The following is a 17,371-nucleotide window of genomic DNA, read 5'->3' on the forward strand; positions in this document are numbered from 1 at the left end:
CTCAGACCGGCGGGTCCGCTCGCCGCTGCGCCTTCATCTCGCCGATGTGCCGCTCGTAATGCAGGCGGAACTCCTTAGCGAACAGGTCCATGAAGGCGTCGTCCGCGCCTCGCACGACCCCTTCGAAACCGCGCTCGTACTCCTCCCACTTGCGCGCCTTGTGCAGCATGGGCAACCAGCGCCCTGATCGGTCCGGCTCGCCGACCCGCTCCCGTATCGCGGCCGGCGAGAAGCGTGCCAGCGTGCCCTGCAGCGCGCCACGCATCGCGTTCAGCGTCGCCATCTGGTGCGCCTGGAGGTCCTGATACGCGTCCTCCACCGCTCGCTCCGCGGTCATGAAGCCGGGCTCTGGCGCGTCGAGGAGTTGCAGCAGCGCACGTTCGGGCGCGCGCACGAACTTGAACACGTTGTTGCCGTCCAGCTCCAGCCCGGTCGCCTGCACGCCGAGCTGCGCCTTCGCCCGCGCGCGTGCCTCCATCATAAGCATCAGACCGCCGACGAGCTGGCGCACCATCGTGCCGGCGGCAGCCAGCGCCTCCGCGGGCGAGCGCTTCAGCCGGTCCGCCGGCAAGCCGCTTTCCGCGACGAAGCACGCCCAGGCGTCCTCGCTCTCCGCCTCGCGCTCGAGAGCGGCCGCCGCGTGCGCCGGAGCATCCTGTGCCGTTCTCTTTGGCGGCACGTCACTCTGACGCCACTCTGCCTCGTTCGGGGCGATTCCGTCCGCCCGGGCGGCGCCGGGCAGCACCCGGTCCTCCGTCGAAGGCGCGATGGCCATGAAGTTGCCCCGCTGCCAGTCGATGTCGCTCTTCTCGGCCAGGCGGCCCCACACGTCGTTCGCGAGGGGCGCGACCGCACGGCTGGGCGCGCTCGACCAGGCCGAGGGCGAGGTAACGGGCGCGGGCAAGTCCCATGCGCCGGCGGCGTGCGATGGGGCGCTCCCGGCTTCCGCGCGCCATCCGTTGCCGGCGGTGGGCAGCAGCGGCTCCGGCGGCTCAGCCCAGCCCTCCCCCGCATCGGCCGAAACCGGCGGCGGAGCGGGGGGCGCGAAGCTCTCCCAACGATCCTCGTGCGTCACCGCGGGCGATGCGGACGCGGGGGTGACCGCCGTTCCATGATGATGGGCAACGATCGCGTAATGGCCGATTGCGAAGCGGTCGCCATGCGCGATCGGATGCGGTGCCTGCAAGCGCTCGCTCGCCCCGTTCAGATAGGTGCCGTTGGTGCTGAGGTCGGTCAGCACGTAGGCGCCGTCGCGGTAAGCAATCTCGCAATGGCGCGAGGAGATGCGATTGCGCGAATCTGGCAGACTCCAATCGGCATGCGGCGAGCGGCCGATCGTCGCGCCGTGACGGTCAAGCGTTATCGAGGCGGGCTCGCCGTTATCCAGCAGGTCGAGGCTCTCGATGGTGAGGATCATGGTCATCAGGGCATATCCATTCCATGTGCGGCAAGCGCGGCTCCGGCCAGCAGCGCGCGGTCGAGCGCCGCGACGGGATCGACCGCGGCGGCGGCGCACAGCCGGATGCCTTCGGCAACGAACTGCCCGGTCGCCTGCTTGGACGCGGGCACGGGGACGGCGTTCGGCCCCGCAAGCGAGCCGCCGCTGAAGAACACGGCGGTGCCGCACAACAGCATCACTCCCGCCGCCACCGCGCCGTAATCGCGCGCGGAGCTGGCGAGCGCGGCATCGAACGCTGCACGGCGTGAGGCGTCGCTGGGTTGGCTCATCCAGTTATCCACCGCGTGCCAGGTCGGCGCCTCCGGCTCGAGAAACGTCGCTAGCGCGACGTCACGCAGCCAGCGCACCGCGGCGTCGCGCGGGAGGGCGAGCGCCAGGAACGCCGCCGCGTCCTCATGACGGCCCGCCGAGCGCAGCTGTTCGAAGAAGCGCGCGGGGGGCGCATCGTCGCCCTCCATGCGCGGCCATTCGAGGAAGGCGGTCACCTGCCTCGCCTCGGTCCAAACGGTGTTGATCCAGTCCACGGGCGGCTCGCGTCAGGCTGGCAGCGGGATGAAGGGGCCGAGCGCCTGCGGCATGATGAGGGTCGGCTTGCCTCGCAGCACGATCGCCTCACCCTTCATATAGGACAGCTTCGTCTCGGTCATGAGCATCTGCGGCTCAAGGCGCATCATCAACGCACCAGCGCGGATCATCGCAGGAGCGAGGCTGATCTGACTCGGCCCGCTGGAGCAGGTGATGCCCTTTCGATCGATCACGATCGTGTTCGCGCCGACTCGCAGCGTGATGCTGGTCGCCGCCTCGATGGTGACGCTGCCACGCGTCACCTCCAGCGTAGAATCGCCCGTGGCCACAGTCGTGTGGTCGTCTCGGTACACGGTGCTGCTGCGGTCGCGATTCACGCGGTGCTCGTCATCCAGCATGACCTCGGTCAGCCGGTTCCGCTGTGCCCGCAGATAGACCTGCTCGTCGCCGCCGCGATCGTCGAACATCAGCTCGTTGTAGCCGGGCGCGGGAGGCGTGGACTTCGCCCCCGGATAGGCGCCCCCCCGCCCGATCGTCTGCGAGCGGTAAAGCGAGCGCGTGCGGTTCTCGGGCAGCGAGTAAGGGTGCGGGTGGCGCGAATTGTAGACGCGGCCCGTCACGATCGGCCGGTCGGGATTGCCGTCAAGAAAGTCGACGATCACCTCCTCTTCCAGGCGCGGCAGCGTGACATGCCCGAACGAGGCGCCTGCCGACGGATGGGAGACGCGCAGCCAGCACGATCGCGATCGCTCCGGCGCCTCCGCAGGTTTCCCCCACAGGAAGCGTATGCGCACCCGACCCATCGCATCGACGTTGCTGTCGTCCGCGCCGCCTGCCGTCACCACCGCCGTTTCCGGCCCAGCGTGCGGAGTCGGCGTGACGATCGGGGAGCGCCACTGCGTGTCGCTCTTCACCGCCTCAAGCGTCACCCGGCGCGGCGCGGCCTCAGCGCCGCTGCGATAGGGCTCCGCATCCACCGCCATGTCCAGCGCCGTGACGACGAACTCGTTGCCGCGGTCGAAGGCGTCGGCCGAGTCCAGCCGGAAGCGGGCGCCGCAGCACAGCCCGATCGGATCGCCTTCGCCCGAGTAGACGCGCTGACGCGCTCGCGCCGCCTCAAGCGCCACCGTCGCCCAGTGATCGGCGAGCGCGGGCTGCACGAAGTCGCCGCGATATTCGTGCACCTCCTGCCGATCGGCCGGATTGCGCACACCGCCGTCGGCAGCGCCGCGCCGGACGGTCGTTGCCTCGTAATCGAAACTTTGCAGCAGGATCGACCGCTCGCCGCTCACGCGGACATGCTCGTGCCAGCGCCACAGCGCTTCCGTCAGCCCGCCATTGCCGCCCACCATGTCGGATCGCAGCTTAACCGCGACATAGCCCGGCACCGGCACGTGCGCTGCCGGTGCGTCGCACAACACGAGCACGTGGTCGTCGCGCTGATGCTCGAAATAATAGTAGATGCCTTCCCGTTCCATGATCCGTGACAGGAAGTCGAAATCGCTCTCGCGGTATTGGGTGCTGTATCTGCGCGATTGATAGCGACCCGACACCTTGCCGTAGTCGACATGACGGCTATGCTCTGTCAGCACCTGCTTGACGATGTCGAGCCCGGTCATGTCCTCGAAAACGCGATATGCCTTGTTGTGGGTCAGCGCGTAAAGCCACGGACGCAGCTTCAAGTCGTAGTGGTAACCTTGATCGTCCTCCTGAACGAAGTGTGCCTCCGCGATCAGGGCATGGAAGAATCGGACGGGCTTTTGCAGTTCGAACAGCTCGATCATCGCCGGCTTGCCGAGATGCGGCAGGAAGTCGGTTTTCGATGCGGCGACGATCCTGGCATCAATCTCAAACAACTCGCCGAGCCGTTCGTGACTCTCGAAGCGCATCAGCTTCGCCTCGCAATCGATGTTTAGCTTGATCTCGGCTTGGCGCTTCATGGCAGCGTCCTTTCGTTAACATTACGATTGTCGTCCTTTGATCGGTTGCTGGCGAAAACCTCGGTGCGTAGCGCGTTCCCACTTCGCACGCGTCGCACACTCAACGAGGATTTCAGCTCACCATGACATTCGATCTCGACACGTTGCTTTCTCCCGTGAGCGACGCAGACCCTGCCGGTCCGGATCTCGCCTATAGTCCGCAAAGGCACGAGATCGAGCAGGCGTTCGAGGCATCGGTGTCGATCGACACCAGCGGCGCCCCGCCGGAGGCGGTCGACGTCGACTGGCGCCGGATTGTCGCCGCCATCGCGGAGCAGAGCACGCGTACCAAGGACGTCTGGCTCGCCGTCTACCTCTGCCGCGCAGGCGCACGCTGGGGAAAGCTGGACGTGGTGGAAACGGGCGCCGGCTACCTGGCCGGGCTGATCGAGCGCTTCTGGAATGAAGTTCATCCGCGGCTCGACGAATATGGCGTCGAGGGCCGCACCGGCGCGTGCGACACGCTGGCGAGCTTTCGCGAGTTCCTGGCGCCGCTGAAGGCGATGACGCTGCTCACGCACCCGCGGCACGGCTCCTTCTCGGGTCACGACCTGCATCGCTTCCAGCGCGGCGGCGAGACCGAGCAAGGGTACGGTGCCTTTCGCGCCGCCCTGGACGAATCCGGCGCGAGCGAGCGGCTCGCGGCGGCCGTTTCCACGCTCGACGCGATCGATGCACGATTTCGTGCGGTCGACGACGCGCTTGCGGAGCGCGCCGGCTCCGGGGCGGGCGTCAGCTTCGCGCCCGTCTATCAGACGCTCGCCGAGATCCGGGACGCCGGTTGCGCCTTCCTGCCCGGTCCCGGGCCCGCCGACGCGGACGGGGACGCGACCACCAACGGAGCCGAGACCACCGACGCACGCCGGATCGCCGCCACGATCCGCTCGCGCGAGGACGTGATCCGCGCGATCGACCTGATCGTCGACTATTACACGCGCAGCGAACCGCAGAGCCCGGTGCCGCTGCTGCTCGGACGCGCGCGCGAATGGGTCAACCGCGACTTCATCGAGCTGTTGCAGGACATCGTGCCGCAGGCCGTCGGCGAAGCGCGGCTGCTCCTGAACTTCCGCGGCAGCGACGGCTGACCGCGCCGCGGGAGCGCGGCGCCAACAGGAGCGTTCGGCGAGGGGGATGGGACGTTGCATGGCGTAGGATGTTACGTCCGGTGTGCAGCGCACCGCGCTTCGATAGCGTGTCGGTCGCGTTGCGGCTGTAACCAAGTTGGCCGTCGGACAATGCTTGTCAGGCCGCCCCCTTCCGCCGTGTGACAATAGCAACGCCCGGCGCGGACTTTGAAACCACGCTGAAGGTCGCCGGCCTGCACTTTCCCCCCGTCAAGCGGCAGCAGCGCCGATGCCGCATGCTGCGTACAGCCAAGCGAGGTGGATATGGTTTCGGCAAAAGGTGGTCAGCGCTTCATCAAGGAGAATCGGGCGCCGCGCGTTCACATCGAATACGAGGTCGAGACCTACGGCGCCCGGCAGAAAATTGAGCTGCCGTTTGTCATGGGCGTAATGTCCGACCTGTCCGGCAAGTCGCTGATCGAGAAGAAGCCGCACGCTGACCGCGATTTCGTCGAGTTCGACATGGACAATTTCGACGAGCGCATGGAGCGGATCGCGCCCCGAGTCGCCTTCGCGGTCGAGAACAGGCTGACCGGCGACGGCCGCGTCGGCATCGACCTCACGTTCAAGACTCTCGACGACTTCAGCCCCGGCCGCATCGCCCGCAACGTGCCGGCGCTCGCGAAGCTGCTGGAGGCGCGCGAGCAGCTCAACGATCTCATGGTTTACATGGACGGTAAGGCGGGCGCGCAGGCGCTGCTGGACCAGGTGCTGAAGAATCCGGCGCTGATGGCGACGCTTGCGACCGAGCGCCCTGCCGTCGAGGACGGCGCGACGCCGGCCGACACCGCGCTCGCCCCGACCCCCGACGGCGATCGCGGCGACGCCTGAGCCTGCCGCACGGCACCACCTCTTTTTCTCTCCAGGAGACGACCATGGCTGAACAGGCCCTGCACGCCACGCCGGCCGACGTGGCCGAGACCGCCTTCGCCGATGATTTCGCGCAGCTTCTCCAGAAGGAGTTCCGTCCCGGCACTGATGCGAAGCAGGAGCGCATCCAGCAGGCGGTGAAGACGCTGGCGCAGCAGGCGCTCGAGGACGCCGCCGTGATCGGCGACGACGTCTACATGACAGTGGACGCGCTGAAGGCGGCGATCGACCGCAAGCTTTCGGCGCAGGTCAACGCGATCCTGCACCACCCCGAGTTCCAGTCGCTTGAATCCGCGTGGCGCGGCCTCTGGTACCTCGTCGGCAACACCTCGACCGGCAAGGACCTGAAGATCCGCGTGCTCAACATCTCCAAGGAAGAGACGCGCCGCCAGTTCCGCCAATACCGCGACGCCGCGTGGGATCAGAGCCCGCTGTTCAAGAAGATCTACGAAGCCGAGTTCGGCCAGCTCGGCGGCCAGCCCTATGGCGCGCTCGTGTGCGATTACACCTTTGATCACGGCGGCCCGGACATCGAGATCATGAAGGGCCTGTCGAAGATCGGCGCCGCCGCGCACGCGCCGTTCATCGCTGCCGCTGGCCCGAAGCTGATTGGCATGGACAGCTGGGGCGAGCTCGCCAACCCGCGCGATCTCGCCAGGCAGTTCGAGGCGACCGACTATATGGCGTGGCGCTCGTTTCGCGCCTCCAACGACAGCCGCTACATGGCGCTAACGCTGCCGCGCTTCCTGGGGCGCCCGCCCTATGGCGCGGAGAGCGATCCGGTCGAGGATTTCGCGTTCGAGGAGGAGGTCGAGGGCGACCACGACAAGTATCTCTGGCTCAACGCCTCCTACGCGCTCGGCGTGCGCATCACCGAGGCGTTCAAGACCTACGGCTGGTGCACCCGCATCCGCGGCGTTGAGTCGGGCGGCACGGTCGAGGATCTGCCGACCGCGCTGTTCCCCACGGACGAGGGCGGCCTCGATGCCAAGTGCCCGACCGAGATCGCGATCTCGGACCGGCGAGAGGCGGAGCTCTCCAAGGCCGGGCTGATGGCGCTGGTGCACCGCAAGAACACCGACCACGCGACCTTCATCGGCGCACAGACGCTGCATGCGCCCAAGGCGTATGAGGATGCGGATGCGACCGCCAACGCGAACCTGTCGGCGCGACTGCCCTACATCTTCGCGAGCTGCCGCTTCGCGCACTATTTGAAGTGCATGGTGCGCGACTGGATCGGCGGCACCCGGGAATCCGAGCAGCTCGAGCGCGAGCTGCAGAGCTGGATCATGCAGTACGTCGATCTCCAGCCCGCGCACTCGGACGAGAAGACCAAGGCGCGCAAGCCGCTGAAGCAGGCGAAGGTGGAAGTGAGTCCGGATCCCGAGAACCCGGGCTATTACCGCGGCGTCTTCCACATGGTGCCGCATTATCAGCTCGAGGGCATGGACGTGTCGCTTAGCATGGTCTCGCGCCTGCCGAAGGGCGCGAACTGACCCGCGTTTCCCCCCGCCGTTAGCATCATCGTTCGAAGGAGATCATTGTGGCTGTTGAAATGTTCCTCAAGCTCGCAGGCTGTGACGGCGAGTCGATCGCGACCGGACACACAAACGAGATCGAGCTGCTGGGCTGGAATTGGGGGCTCACCAACATGGGCAGCTCCAGCATGGGCGGCGGCTCAGGCACAGGAAAAGCGAACTTCCATGATCTGAGCATCACCAAGTACGTCGACAAAGCTACCGCGACGATCCTCAGCAACTGCGCATCGGGCAAGCATTTTGACACCGCGACGCTGACCTGCCGCAAGGCCGGCGGCGGCGCGCCGGTGCCTTATCTGGTTATCGACATGGGCCAGGTGTTCGTGAGCGGCGTGCAGCACGGCGGAAGTCCGGGCGATGAGCTGACCGTCGAGAGCGTGACGTTCAATTTCGCCGAGGTGGACGTTACGTACAAGCCTCAGAATGCAACGGGCGCGGGCGCTGGCGAAGTCCCGTTCAAGTGGGACATCCGCAAGAACCAGTCCGCCTGAGACGCGCATAAGTCGCATGCCGCGTCCCCGGCGGACGCGGCATGCGCGGTTCCACACGGGATTACCTGGATGGCGCTGAACAGCAGGGTACTATTGACGGATCTCGTCCGCGGCGGACAGCCGAAGGGCCGCAAGCAGTTCTCGATGAAACCATCCTTAACGTTCACCTGGCACCACACCATCTCATTTCCTCCCGGCCGCCTGGAACGGACTGGTGGCCGGCGAGCACTGGAGCGCGGTGACGAACTATCTCCAGATCATCTCCGCCGCCAAACCGCAGAACGTAGTCGCCCAGATCCACTCGGGCACGCTGACGAACGTCGATCAGCTGCGCACCTTGCTCTCTTGGCAAGGCTGGAAGATCGTCGAGGGTCCCGGCCAAGCCAATCGCGTCGGTGATCCGAGAGAGGCCTATGACGGCTGGTCCGTTACCAAGGGCGTGTCCGGCAACCAGCGCGCGACGTTCCAGAGCGTCAATCTGCCTTACACCGTGATGCGCCGGCTGACGGCGCAGCCGAAGCGCCCGGGCTTCGCGGGAAAGGTCGTGCCGAATATCCCAGCTGGCGATGCCGCTTCGCCTGAGCGCCTGTTCACGTCCGAGACGGGGAATCTGCGCGGCAAGTCGCCCATCCTCTGGACCGAGCAGATGTGGACGGCCGAGCGTGAGGGAAAGGTCAACCGCAAGCGTCCGGTTGTGTGCCCCCCGGCTTGGCGCAAGGCTTTCTAGCGGAGCAACGCGACATGGAAAATCGCCCGTTCGGAACTGCCTTACTATTGCAGGAGACGATACATGTCGGCCGATTTGACCCTTCCTCTCTATGACAGCAATCTTGGTGTCATTCTTGGAAGTCAAAATGCTGCCTTGGCCGGATACCCATCCGGTTCAACATTACGATGCCGGACAAGGTGAGGACGGTGTTCTCCAGCTCCATCGTGCTGAATAACGAAGTTCAATTCAAGCTCGGGCGCGAGATCCAACGTATCCTTCGGCAACAGTTTCCTCAGGTGAGCCACAGCGGAGCGGATGATGCCTTCCGAACCCGCGTAACCCTCGCCTTGCAGCAGGCTACGCCGGATCTGACGAAGATGGTGGTCGATTTGATCGCGGCCAGCATGAAAAGGTCTGCCGCCTGGCAGGCCTATAAGGTCGACAGCACCAAAGAAATCGCGCGAATTTCGCTGACCCTCGCCGCGGCCGGCATCTCCGCGGCCGTTGCACCTGTGACCGGCGGCCTGTCGATCGGGCTGCTCGTCGTGACGTTGGTGCGCGGCGTGGCGGACGCCTCCAAGAAGTTCGCTGAATCATGGCGCACCGCAGAAGAAAGCCGCGGATCATCAAGGAAGTCGACCGGCTGGCGAAAGCCTATCAGCGCAGCAAGGGGCTCGGTCGTTTGTCCCAGCTCGGCGGTGCGGCGGCGCACGCACTGACCGTGGGAAAGATCGCGAACGTGTTTGGCGCCGATCTGGCGCCCGGCTTCACGCGCATCAAGACCGAGATGAACGCGTACAAGGGAAAGCTCGGGCACCTGAACGAGCATGCCGAACGGCTTGGCGGGCAGCTTTCCAAGCTGCTCGACACCATCAATGATTATTGCGCTGAGCATGGCGTGCGGCATGGCGCGGACATGTCTTTCCCCAAGCTCACGCAGCTGCAGGACAAGGTAAATATGCTGCTGGTGGGCGGCGTATCGGGCAAGCGGCACGGCTTTCGCGGCGCCCTGACCATTTCGGAAGCCTGGGAGCGATGTCAAAAGGGCACTAACGCGCTGCGAGATGTCGAGATGAAACTGGCCGCCCTCAACGAGCAAGAGGAACATGCCAGCGCCATCGTGATCGCGGACCGGGTAATCACCCTTCTCTTGAACCTGGGAGTCGCGCTCGCGGGATACAACGCGTCGCTGGCTGTGGCCGGAGGAACGACCGGCGAAGTGAACCAGGCACTGCGCATCGACGGGCCGCAGGCGGCGAACGGCGGCGCGGCGCTCGGCCTCGGCATTTTCCGACAGTTCATGATCCTGTTCAAGGATTCGCATTCCCTGCTCGAGGATCTCGGGGTCGTCACCGCGAACCCAGACGGATCGAAGGAGCTGCTTGCCGAGATCATCGGAGATGCGGAGGAAATCGCCGCCGCACCGCCTCCGCTGGCGCGCCCGCGGGAAAGCAACCTCGTCCGGGCGCTTGAAGCGCGGTACGCGCATCGCATCGCGGTGCGGCCGCCAGTCCCAACCCGTCCGGTGCCGCACCCTCCGAACTCGGTCGTTGGTTCCGGCAAGCGTTATTCGACGGCTCCAAGTTCGTCCGTTACGCCCAGCCGCGACACGCCGAGGGCGCCGACGCGGCCGCCCCCGCCCGGCTGGGGGCTCCCCTTGTCGCCTCCACGTCCCAAGTGACAATCGCAACAAAGTGATGCCGGCATGAAATCCCGCTGAAGCTGCGCCCACGGCAAACATGATCGGGGCGCACTTTGAAGGCTTCCGCAACGAGGAACCGGCATGATTGGCAACGCCAAGGATCTGGAGGCGACGATCGGATTGCAGGTGCGGTCAGGCGATATCGCGGGTGCCATCGAGCGGTTGCGCGAAGGGCTCCGCGATCGGCCGGACGACCAGCGCGCCCGCATGTTCCTGTTCCAGCTCCATTGCATAAATGGCGTTTGGGACAAGGCGCGCGCGCAGCTGCGCGCGCTGGCGCAGCTCTCGCCCGAGGCGCAGATGCTCGCGGTCGCGTATAACAAGACGATCGATGGCGAGATTGTGCGAGACCTCGCCTGCGGCGGAGTCGACCCGGCCGAGCTGCTCCATGCGTCGCCGATCTGGGCGGTGGACCTGGCGAACGCCTTCGCGGCCGGTGCCGACGAGGCCGCCGAGATGCGCGCGCGCGCCTTCGACGCCTCGCCCGACACTCCGGGGGAGGTCGACGGTCAGCCGTTCGACTATATCTTCGATGGCGACGGCCGCTTCGGCCCCGCGTTCGAGGCGATCGTCGGCGGCCGCTGGGGGCTGCTGCCGTTCTGCGCAGTCGAGGAGATCAAGACCGACGGTCCGATTGACCTGCGCGATCTCGTCTGGCTGCCCGCCGAGGTGCGGCTGCGCGACGGCGGCTCAGTCGCCGCGCTGCTGCCCGCGCGCTATCCCGGCGCCGCGGCCGAGGAGGACGCTCAGCTGCGCCTCGCGCAGCGCACCGAATGGCGCGAGGGCGACACCGTCGTGCGCGGCGCCGGCCAGCGCGTGTGGACCCTTAGCAACGGCGACGACGTCGGCATTCTCTCGTTTCGACAGATCCGCTTCTCGCCGCCGTCATGACGCCGCGTATCGATCCCACTCTCTTCGACAAGCTCATCGGCGACAGCGGGCCGGAGTCCGCGCGCGACGATAGCGGGCGCGCCAGCATCGCGGTGGATGGGTTGGGCTACCTGTCGGTGCCGCGAGTCGAGCGCTTCAACGAGGCGGGGCTGCGCTCGACGCTGCTGCGAGAGCTCGGCTGGCTGCTCAATACAACCAATCTCGCCGCGGTGCAGGATCTCTCCGCGACGCCCGAGGTCGCGACCTCGACGCTCAACTACGGTCTCGGCGATCTCAGCGGCACGCTGCTGACGCAGGACGGAGTGAACGCCCGCGCGGGCGACATGCGCGAGGCGATCCTGCGCTACGAGCCGCGCGTCGAGCGCGGCAGCCTCGAGGTGGTGCCAATGCTCGAGGACGCGAAGCTCAACAGCGTCAGTTTCGTGATCCGCGGCGATATCACCACGGCAGTGCGCGCGCTGCCGGTGGAGATTCGCACCGATGTCGAGCTGGAGACCGGCGTCGCGAGCGTGCGGGACGCGTGATGGATCCGCGCCTGCTCCATGCCTATAACGACGAGCTGGTGCACCTGCGCGAGAGCGCGCGGCGCTTCGGCGAGGAGTTTCCGACCGTCGCCGGCCGCCTCGGGCTGGGCGCGGCGGCCGATGTCGATCCGCATGTCGAGCGGCTGCTCGAGGGGGTGGCCTTCCTCGGCGCGCGCGTCCAGCTCAAGCTGCAGGATCAGTTTCCCGATTTCACCCAGCACCTGCTGAACGTCATCCAGCCGCACTATCTCGCGCCCACCCCGTCGATGTGCGTCGTCGGGTTCGAGCCGCGCATGGGTGATGGCACGCTGGCGGCCGGGATCGCGGTACCGCGCCATACCCGAATGCAGGCGACCGCCAACGATCGGGACTCCACTCCGGTGATCTTCCGCACCGGCCACGATGTCATGCTGTGGCCGCTGCAGGTCGAGGAGGTGGAGTATCTCGCCACGCGCGCCGCGGTCGCGCCCTATCTCGCTGGCGCCCCGGCCGGCAATACGGTGGAGGCGGGGATCCGCATCCGCCTCCGCACCACCGGCGGCGCGAAGCTCGGCGCGATCGCCGCCGACAGCCTGCCGCTCTACCTCGACGGTGATGGCGTGATCGCTGGCGAGCTGTACCGCCAGATGATCGGCGACGCCGCGGCGGTGGTCGCGGTGGCACCGTCCGCCGCGGGCGCAGGCGCAGGCAGGGGCGTGCGCCTTCCGCTGCCCGCGCAACACGGCTTCGAGGATGCCGCGGCGCTGCTCACGGCGGAGCGGCGCTCGCATCGCGGCTATCGCATCCTCGCCGAATATTTCGCCTGCCCGGAGCGATTCCAATTCGTGCGGCTGGACGGGCTCGCCGCCGCCTTTGCCGCGCACACGGACGACGAGGCGTGCGATCTCGTCATCCTCTGCCGCCGTGCCGCGACCGAGCTCGCGGGGGCGCTTTCCTCCGCCAACGTGCGCCTGTTCGCGACGCCGGCGATCAACCTTTTCGAGAAGCAGCTGGACCGCGTCCAGATCGGCGCGTTCGATCACGAACGGCAGGTGATCGCCGATCGCGCGCGCCCGCTTGATTTCGAGATCTACCGGCTGCTCGACGTGAAGGCGCATGGCCGCGAGGCGGCCGATCTGCGCCAGGTGGCGCCGCTTTACGACTATGCCGGGCAGCTCTATGAATGGGGCGAGGCGCTGTTCTTCGCCACGCGTATGCGCCCGCGCCGTCTTTCGACCCGCGAGCAGCGCGTGCGCCGCCGCGACGATTATGTCGGCACCGAGACCTGGATCAGCCTCACCGCCCCGGGCCGGCCCGAGCGAATGGACGAGATCGTCGAGCTGTCGCTGCGCGCGCTCGTCACCAATCGCGAGCTCGCCGGCATGATCCGCACCAGCGGCGCTCCGCTGGTAGCGGAGGGCGTGCCGGTGCGCGCGATCACGCTGCTGCGCGCGCCGACGAAGCCGCGCCCGCCGCTCGGCATCGGCGATGCCGCATGGCGCGTCATCGGCCATCTCACGCCCAACTACACCGGCTTCGCGCGCGATCCCGATGGCAGTCCAGAGGTCCTGCGCAGCCATCTCGCGCTCTATGGGCGGGTCGACGATCCGGCGCTGCGGCGCGAGGTGGACGGTGTGCGCTCGGTCCGCGCCACCCCGGTGTCGCGGCGCATGCCGGATTGCACGCGCCCCGCCTTCGTGCGCGGCCAGCATCTGCGGATTGAGCTCGACGAGGCGAATTACGAGAACGGGCGAATGTTCCTGTTCGGCGCGGTGGTCGAGCGCTTCCTCGCCGAATTCGCCGCGATCAACAGCTTCGTCGAGTCGAGTTTCCACGGTTCCCAGCAAGGGATGTTCGCGCAATGGCCCGCGCGCCTCGGCCAGCGTCCGACCATCTGAGCTATCTGGAGCGGGCCGCGGCGCGCGTCGCCGGCCTCTCGCCGCTCGCGCTGCTGCGCGGCGCAGAGGCGCGCGCGCCCGCGCTGCCGCTGATCGGCACGTCGAAGCTACCCGCCAACGATGTCGTGGCGATGATCCACACCCCAACCCTCACCTTTCCCGCCGCAACGCTCGACGCCATCACCGTTGACGCCGGGCGCGCTACGGTAGCAGGTCAGTGGCTCGGTCTGACCGGGCCGATGGGGCCACTGCCACTCCATCTCACCGAATATGCGGCGGACGAGCGGCGCCACGCGCGCCAGCGCCCGTATGGGCGCTTCCTCGATGTGCTCGCGGGGCGCATGCTCCAGCTCTTCTATCGCGCCTGGGCGTCGGCCGTTCCCGCCGCCAGCCTCGATCGCTCGGATGACGATCGCTTTGGCGGCATGATCGCCGCGCTCAGCGGCGCGCAGGACGGCGCGTGCGCCGACAGCGTGTTTCCCGCGCCCGCACGCCTGCGCTACGCGGCGCTCTTCGCCGGGCCGCGCAGCCCCGCCGCGATCGCCGACGCGCTGTCGGACCTACTTCGCTTGCCTGTGCGCGTGGTCGAGCATGTCGCGCAGTGGCGCGATGTCGAGCCAGGCGATCGCACAGTGCTCGGCGGCGGCTTCGCTACGCTGGGCCGGGACGCCCTGGCCGGCACGCGCGTCTTTACGCTGGAGGATGCCTTTAGAATCGTCGTCCACGTCCGCACAGCGCGCGAACATCGCGATCTCTTGCCCGGCGGCGCACGCTTTGCCCTGTTGCTTGAGGCGGCGGACGCATTCGCGCCGCCGCACCTCGATTGGGCGCTCGAGTTGGCGGTGGCCTCCGAGGCGATCCGTCCCGCGCGCCTGGGCGGGTCCGCCCAGCTCGGCTGGTCGAGCTGGAGCGCGCCCGTCGCGCCCGGCCGGGTTCGCGCCGACGCCCGCCTCGGTGTCAACGCACGGCGGCTGGCACGCCGCATCAAACAGGAGATCGCAGCGTGACCGATATCAGCCGGTCGGCCCTGTTCGGCCGTCTCAGCCCCACCGCCATGAAGGCGATCGAGACTGCCACCGGCCTCTGCCGTATGCGTGGCAACCCCTATGTCGAGCTCGTCCACTGGCTGCACGTGCTGGTCCGGGACGCGCACAACGACGTGGCCGCGATCCGTGGCGCCTTCGCGATCGACGAGGCGCGGCTCGCGGGCGATCTGGTCGCCACGCTTGACCGGCTGCCGCGCGGCGCCAGCGCCGTGAACGACTTCGCGCCGCAGATCGAGGAAGCGATCGACAGAGGCTGGATGTTCGCCTCGCTTCTGTTCGGCGCACCGCGGGTCCGCTCGGGGCACCTGCTCTTCGCGATGCTGAAGACGCCGACGCTGCGCGGTATCCTGCTTCAGACCTCCGCCGAGTGGCGCAAGGTCGCCGTTGGCCGGCTCGGCGCCGAGTTTGCGGCGATCACCGCCGCCTCGGGCGAACGCGGCGATGACGCCGCCACGCCGGCGGGGTTGCCGGAGGGCGTCGCCTCTGCGACGACCGAAGGCGCCGATGCGCTCGCGCGCTACGCCATTGACCTGACAGCGCGCGCGCGGGCAGGCGAGATCGATCCGATCGTTGGCCGCGACGCCGAGATCCGCCAGGCGATCGACATCCTGCTGCGCCGCCGCCAGAACAACCCGATCCTCACCGGCGAGGCCGGGGTGGGCAAGACCGCGATCGTCGAAGGGCTGGCGCGCCGCATCGCCGACGGCGACGTGCCGCCCGCGATCGCCGACGTCACGCTCTACGCGCTCGACATCGGACTGCTGCAAGCGGGCGCGGGGGTGAAGGGCGAGTTCGAGAAACGGCTGCGCCAGATTATCGACCAGGTCGAGCGCTCGACTCGTCCGATCGTCCTGTTCATCGACGAGGCGCATACGCTGATCGGCGCGGGCGGCCAGGCGGGCACAGGCGACGCCGCCAACCTGCTGAAGCCGGCGCTGGCGCGCGGCCGGCTCCGCACCATCGCGGCAACCACCTGGGCCGAATACCGTCAATATTTCGAGAAGGATCCCGCGCTCACCCGTCGCTTCCAGCCGATTGCGGTGGAGGAGCCTGATCTGGATCGCGCCACCGCCATGCTTCGTTCGCTAAAACACGCGATCGAGCGCCACCACGATGTCGTGGTGCTCGACGAAGCGGTTCAGGCGGCGGTGCGGCTGTCGCAGCGCTACATCCCAGCGCGCCAGCTTCCCGACAAGGCCGTGAGCCTGCTCGACACCGCCGCTGCGCGCGTCTCCGTGTCGCAGCACGCCACCCCTGCCCCGGTCGAGGATGCGCGCCGCCGCATCGAGCTCCTGAGGCTGGAGCGCGAGATCGCCCTCCGCGAGTACGCGGCGCGCTACACCGGCGCGGAGCGGCTCGCGCCGCTCGACGAGGCACTGGGGGCGGCGGGCGCCGCGCTTGCCGGGCTGGAGGCAAAATGGGCCGTTGAGCGCGAGGAGGTCGGCCGCGTGGCCATGCTGCGCGCAGAGGAGGGCGGCAATCCGGCCGCCCTTGATGATGCGGTCGCCAGCGCGACGCGCGTACGCGGCGACACGCCGATGGTGTTCGGCGAGGTCGATGCCGACATCGTCGCGGCGGTGGTGGGGGATTGGACCGGGATCCCGGTCGGCCGGATGGTCAAGGACGAGCTCGCCGCCGCGCTCGTCATCGAGGATCGGCTCAAGCGCCGCGTGGTGGGGCAGGACCATGCGATGGACGCGATCGCCAGGCGCATCCGTACGACGCGCGCGCGGCTCGACAATCCATCCAAGCCCGTCGGCGTGTTCCTGCTGTGCGGCCCGTCGGGTGTCGGCAAGACCGAGACCGCGCACGCGCTCGCGGAGCTGCTCTACTCGGGCGAGGACAGCCTCGTCACGATCAATATGAGCGAGTTCCAGGAGGCGCATACCGTTTCGACGCTGAAGGGCGCGCCCGCGGGCTACGTAGGCTTCGGCCAGGGCGGCGTCCTGACGGAGGCGGTGCGGCGGCGGCCCTATTCGGTGGTGCTGCTCGACGAGATCGAGAAGGCGCACTCCGACGTCCACGAGATGTTCTTCCAGGTCTTCGACAAGGGCTACATGGAGGATGCCGAGGGTCGCTTCATCGACTTCCGCAACACGCTGATCCTGCTCACCTCCAACGTCGGCACCGACCTCATTACCTCACTGTGCGAGGACGAGGATCTGAAGCCTACTGCCGAGGGGCTCGCCGCGGCGCTGCGCCCGCCGCTGCTGGAGGTGTTCCCGCCCGCGCTGCTCGGCCGCCTGGTCGTGCTGCCATACCTGCCGCTGTCACCGGCCATGCTGCGCAGCATCATCGAGCTCCAGCTCGGCCGCATCGTCCGCCGGGTCGCGGAGAACCATGGCGCGACGCTCGAGTATGACGACGCCGCGGTCGACCTGATCGTGTCGCGCTGCCAGGACGTAGCGTCGGGCGGTCGCATGATTGACGCCGTCCTGACCAACACGATGTTGCCCCAGCTCTCGGCCGCGCTGATCGAGCGCCAACTCGCGGGCGTCCGCCTCGTCGCGATCCATGTCGGCGCGGGCGAGACGGGCTTCACCTACGCCTTCACCGAGGCCGAGCCAGCGGCGACGACACCGCCGTCGGACCCGCTTCCGGCCGCCGCGGCATGATGGGCGCTGCACCGGAGAACG

At 67.7% G+C, this 17,371-nt stretch carries 14 protein-coding genes; 11 read left to right on the plus strand and 3 right to left on the minus strand.

Features of this window, described 5'->3' with window-relative positions; all coding sequences use genetic code 11:
• Position 1: 1 nt before the first annotated feature.
• The 3 genes from tagH to ACMGDM_RS15495 are packed head-to-tail and all read right to left on the minus strand — an operon-like array spanning position 2 to position 3,924.
• Positions 2-1,423, minus strand: a complete 1,422-nt coding sequence (gene tagH / locus ACMGDM_RS15485) for a type VI secretion system-associated FHA domain protein TagH (protein ID WP_436805011.1) — start codon at positions 1,421-1,423, stop codon at positions 2-4.
• Positions 1,423-1,983 carry a DUF6931 family protein gene (locus tag ACMGDM_RS15490; RefSeq protein WP_436805012.1) on the minus strand — a complete coding sequence of 187 codons (561 nt, stop codon included), beginning with the start codon at positions 1,981-1,983 and terminating at the stop codon, positions 1,423-1,425. The genes tagH and ACMGDM_RS15490 overlap by 1 nt, the downstream gene beginning before the upstream one ends.
• A gap of 12 nt (positions 1,984-1,995) precedes the next feature.
• Positions 1,996-3,924 carry a type VI secretion system Vgr family protein gene (locus ACMGDM_RS15495; RefSeq protein WP_436805013.1) on the minus strand — a complete coding sequence of 643 codons (1,929 nt, stop codon included), beginning with the start codon at positions 3,922-3,924 and terminating at the stop codon, positions 1,996-1,998.
• Positions 3,925-4,046: 122 nt separating this feature from the next.
• On the opposite strand from ACMGDM_RS15495, the gene tssA reads away from it, so the two are divergent.
• The 11 genes from tssA (at position 4,047) to tssH (ending at position 17,350) form a co-directional block, all read left to right on the plus strand.
• On the plus strand, positions 4,047-5,048 hold the full coding sequence (gene tssA, locus ACMGDM_RS15500) for a type VI secretion system protein TssA (RefSeq protein ID WP_436805014.1): 1,002 nt from the start codon (positions 4,047-4,049) through the stop codon (positions 5,046-5,048).
• A gap of 303 nt (positions 5,049-5,351) precedes the next feature.
• Positions 5,352-5,918, plus strand: coding sequence for a type VI secretion system contractile sheath small subunit (tssB, locus tag ACMGDM_RS15505; protein WP_436805175.1), 567 nt, complete (start codon positions 5,352-5,354; stop codon positions 5,916-5,918).
• 44 nt (positions 5,919-5,962) lie between these two features.
• Positions 5,963-7,453, plus strand: coding sequence for a type VI secretion system contractile sheath large subunit (gene tssC, locus ACMGDM_RS15510; RefSeq protein ID WP_436805015.1), 1,491 nt, complete (start codon positions 5,963-5,965; stop codon positions 7,451-7,453).
• A gap of 47 nt (positions 7,454-7,500) precedes the next feature.
• On the plus strand, positions 7,501-7,986 hold the full coding sequence (locus ACMGDM_RS15515; protein WP_436805016.1) for an Hcp family type VI secretion system effector: 486 nt from the start codon (positions 7,501-7,503) through the stop codon (positions 7,984-7,986).
• A gap of 214 nt (positions 7,987-8,200) precedes the next feature.
• Positions 8,201-8,713 carry a hypothetical protein gene (locus tag ACMGDM_RS15520; RefSeq protein ID WP_436805017.1) on the plus strand — a complete coding sequence of 171 codons (513 nt, stop codon included), beginning with the start codon at positions 8,201-8,203 and terminating at the stop codon, positions 8,711-8,713.
• Positions 8,714-9,290: 577 nt separating this feature from the next.
• Entirely contained in the window at positions 9,291-10,376 is a 1,086-nt protein-coding gene (locus ACMGDM_RS15525; protein WP_436805018.1) for a hypothetical protein, read from the plus strand.
• 102 nt (positions 10,377-10,478) lie between these two features.
• Positions 10,479-11,288, plus strand: coding sequence for a type VI secretion system accessory protein TagJ (locus ACMGDM_RS15530; RefSeq protein ID WP_436805019.1), 810 nt, complete (start codon positions 10,479-10,481; stop codon positions 11,286-11,288).
• Positions 11,285-11,812, plus strand: coding sequence for a type VI secretion system baseplate subunit TssE (locus ACMGDM_RS15535; RefSeq protein WP_436805020.1), 528 nt, complete (start codon positions 11,285-11,287; stop codon positions 11,810-11,812). Before ACMGDM_RS15530 ends, ACMGDM_RS15535 begins: the two co-directional genes overlap by 4 nt.
• Positions 11,812-13,689, plus strand: a complete 1,878-nt coding sequence (gene tssF / locus ACMGDM_RS15540) for a type VI secretion system baseplate subunit TssF (RefSeq protein WP_436805176.1) — start codon at positions 11,812-11,814, stop codon at positions 13,687-13,689. The genes ACMGDM_RS15535 and tssF overlap by 1 nt, the downstream gene beginning before the upstream one ends.
• The gene (gene tssG, locus ACMGDM_RS15545; RefSeq protein ID WP_436805021.1) at positions 13,653-14,696 is read left to right on the plus strand and encodes a type VI secretion system baseplate subunit TssG; all 1,044 of its coding nucleotides are present in this window, start codon (positions 13,653-13,655) and stop codon (positions 14,694-14,696) included. The genes tssF and tssG overlap by 37 nt, the downstream gene beginning before the upstream one ends.
• Entirely contained in the window at positions 14,693-17,350 is a 2,658-nt protein-coding gene (gene tssH, locus ACMGDM_RS15550; protein WP_436805022.1) for a type VI secretion system ATPase TssH, read from the plus strand. The genes tssG and tssH overlap by 4 nt, the downstream gene beginning before the upstream one ends.
• The last annotated feature ends 21 nt before the right edge of the window (positions 17,351-17,371 follow it).

This window comes from Sphingomonas larreae (genome assembly GCF_051400595.1).
Lineage (GTDB): Bacteria > Pseudomonadota > Alphaproteobacteria > Sphingomonadales > Sphingomonadaceae > Sphingomonas.

Coding starts and splice junctions, on each gene's coding strand:
- ACMGDM_RS15530 (WP_436805019.1), top strand. CDS start 10,479: ATGATTGGCAACGCCAAGGATCTGGAGGCGACGATCGGATTGCAGGTG.
- tssF (WP_436805176.1), top strand. CDS start 11,812: ATGGATCCGCGCCTGCTCCATGCCTATAACGACGAGCTGGTGCACCTG.
- ACMGDM_RS15525 (WP_436805018.1), top strand. CDS start 9,291: ATGGCGCACCGCAGAAGAAAGCCGCGGATCATCAAGGAAGTCGACCGG.
- tagH (WP_436805011.1), bottom strand. CDS start 1,423: ATGACCATGATCCTCACCATCGAGAGCCTCGACCTGCTGGATAACGGC.
- tssB (WP_436805175.1), top strand. CDS start 5,352: ATGGTTTCGGCAAAAGGTGGTCAGCGCTTCATCAAGGAGAATCGGGCG.
- ACMGDM_RS15535 (WP_436805020.1), top strand. CDS start 11,285: ATGACGCCGCGTATCGATCCCACTCTCTTCGACAAGCTCATCGGCGAC.
- tssA (WP_436805014.1), top strand. CDS start 4,047: ATGACATTCGATCTCGACACGTTGCTTTCTCCCGTGAGCGACGCAGAC.
- tssC (WP_436805015.1), top strand. CDS start 5,963: ATGGCTGAACAGGCCCTGCACGCCACGCCGGCCGACGTGGCCGAGACC.
- tssG (WP_436805021.1), top strand. CDS start 13,653: ATGGCCCGCGCGCCTCGGCCAGCGTCCGACCATCTGAGCTATCTGGAG.
- ACMGDM_RS15495 (WP_436805013.1), bottom strand. CDS start 3,924: ATGAAGCGCCAAGCCGAGATCAAGCTAAACATCGATTGCGAGGCGAAG.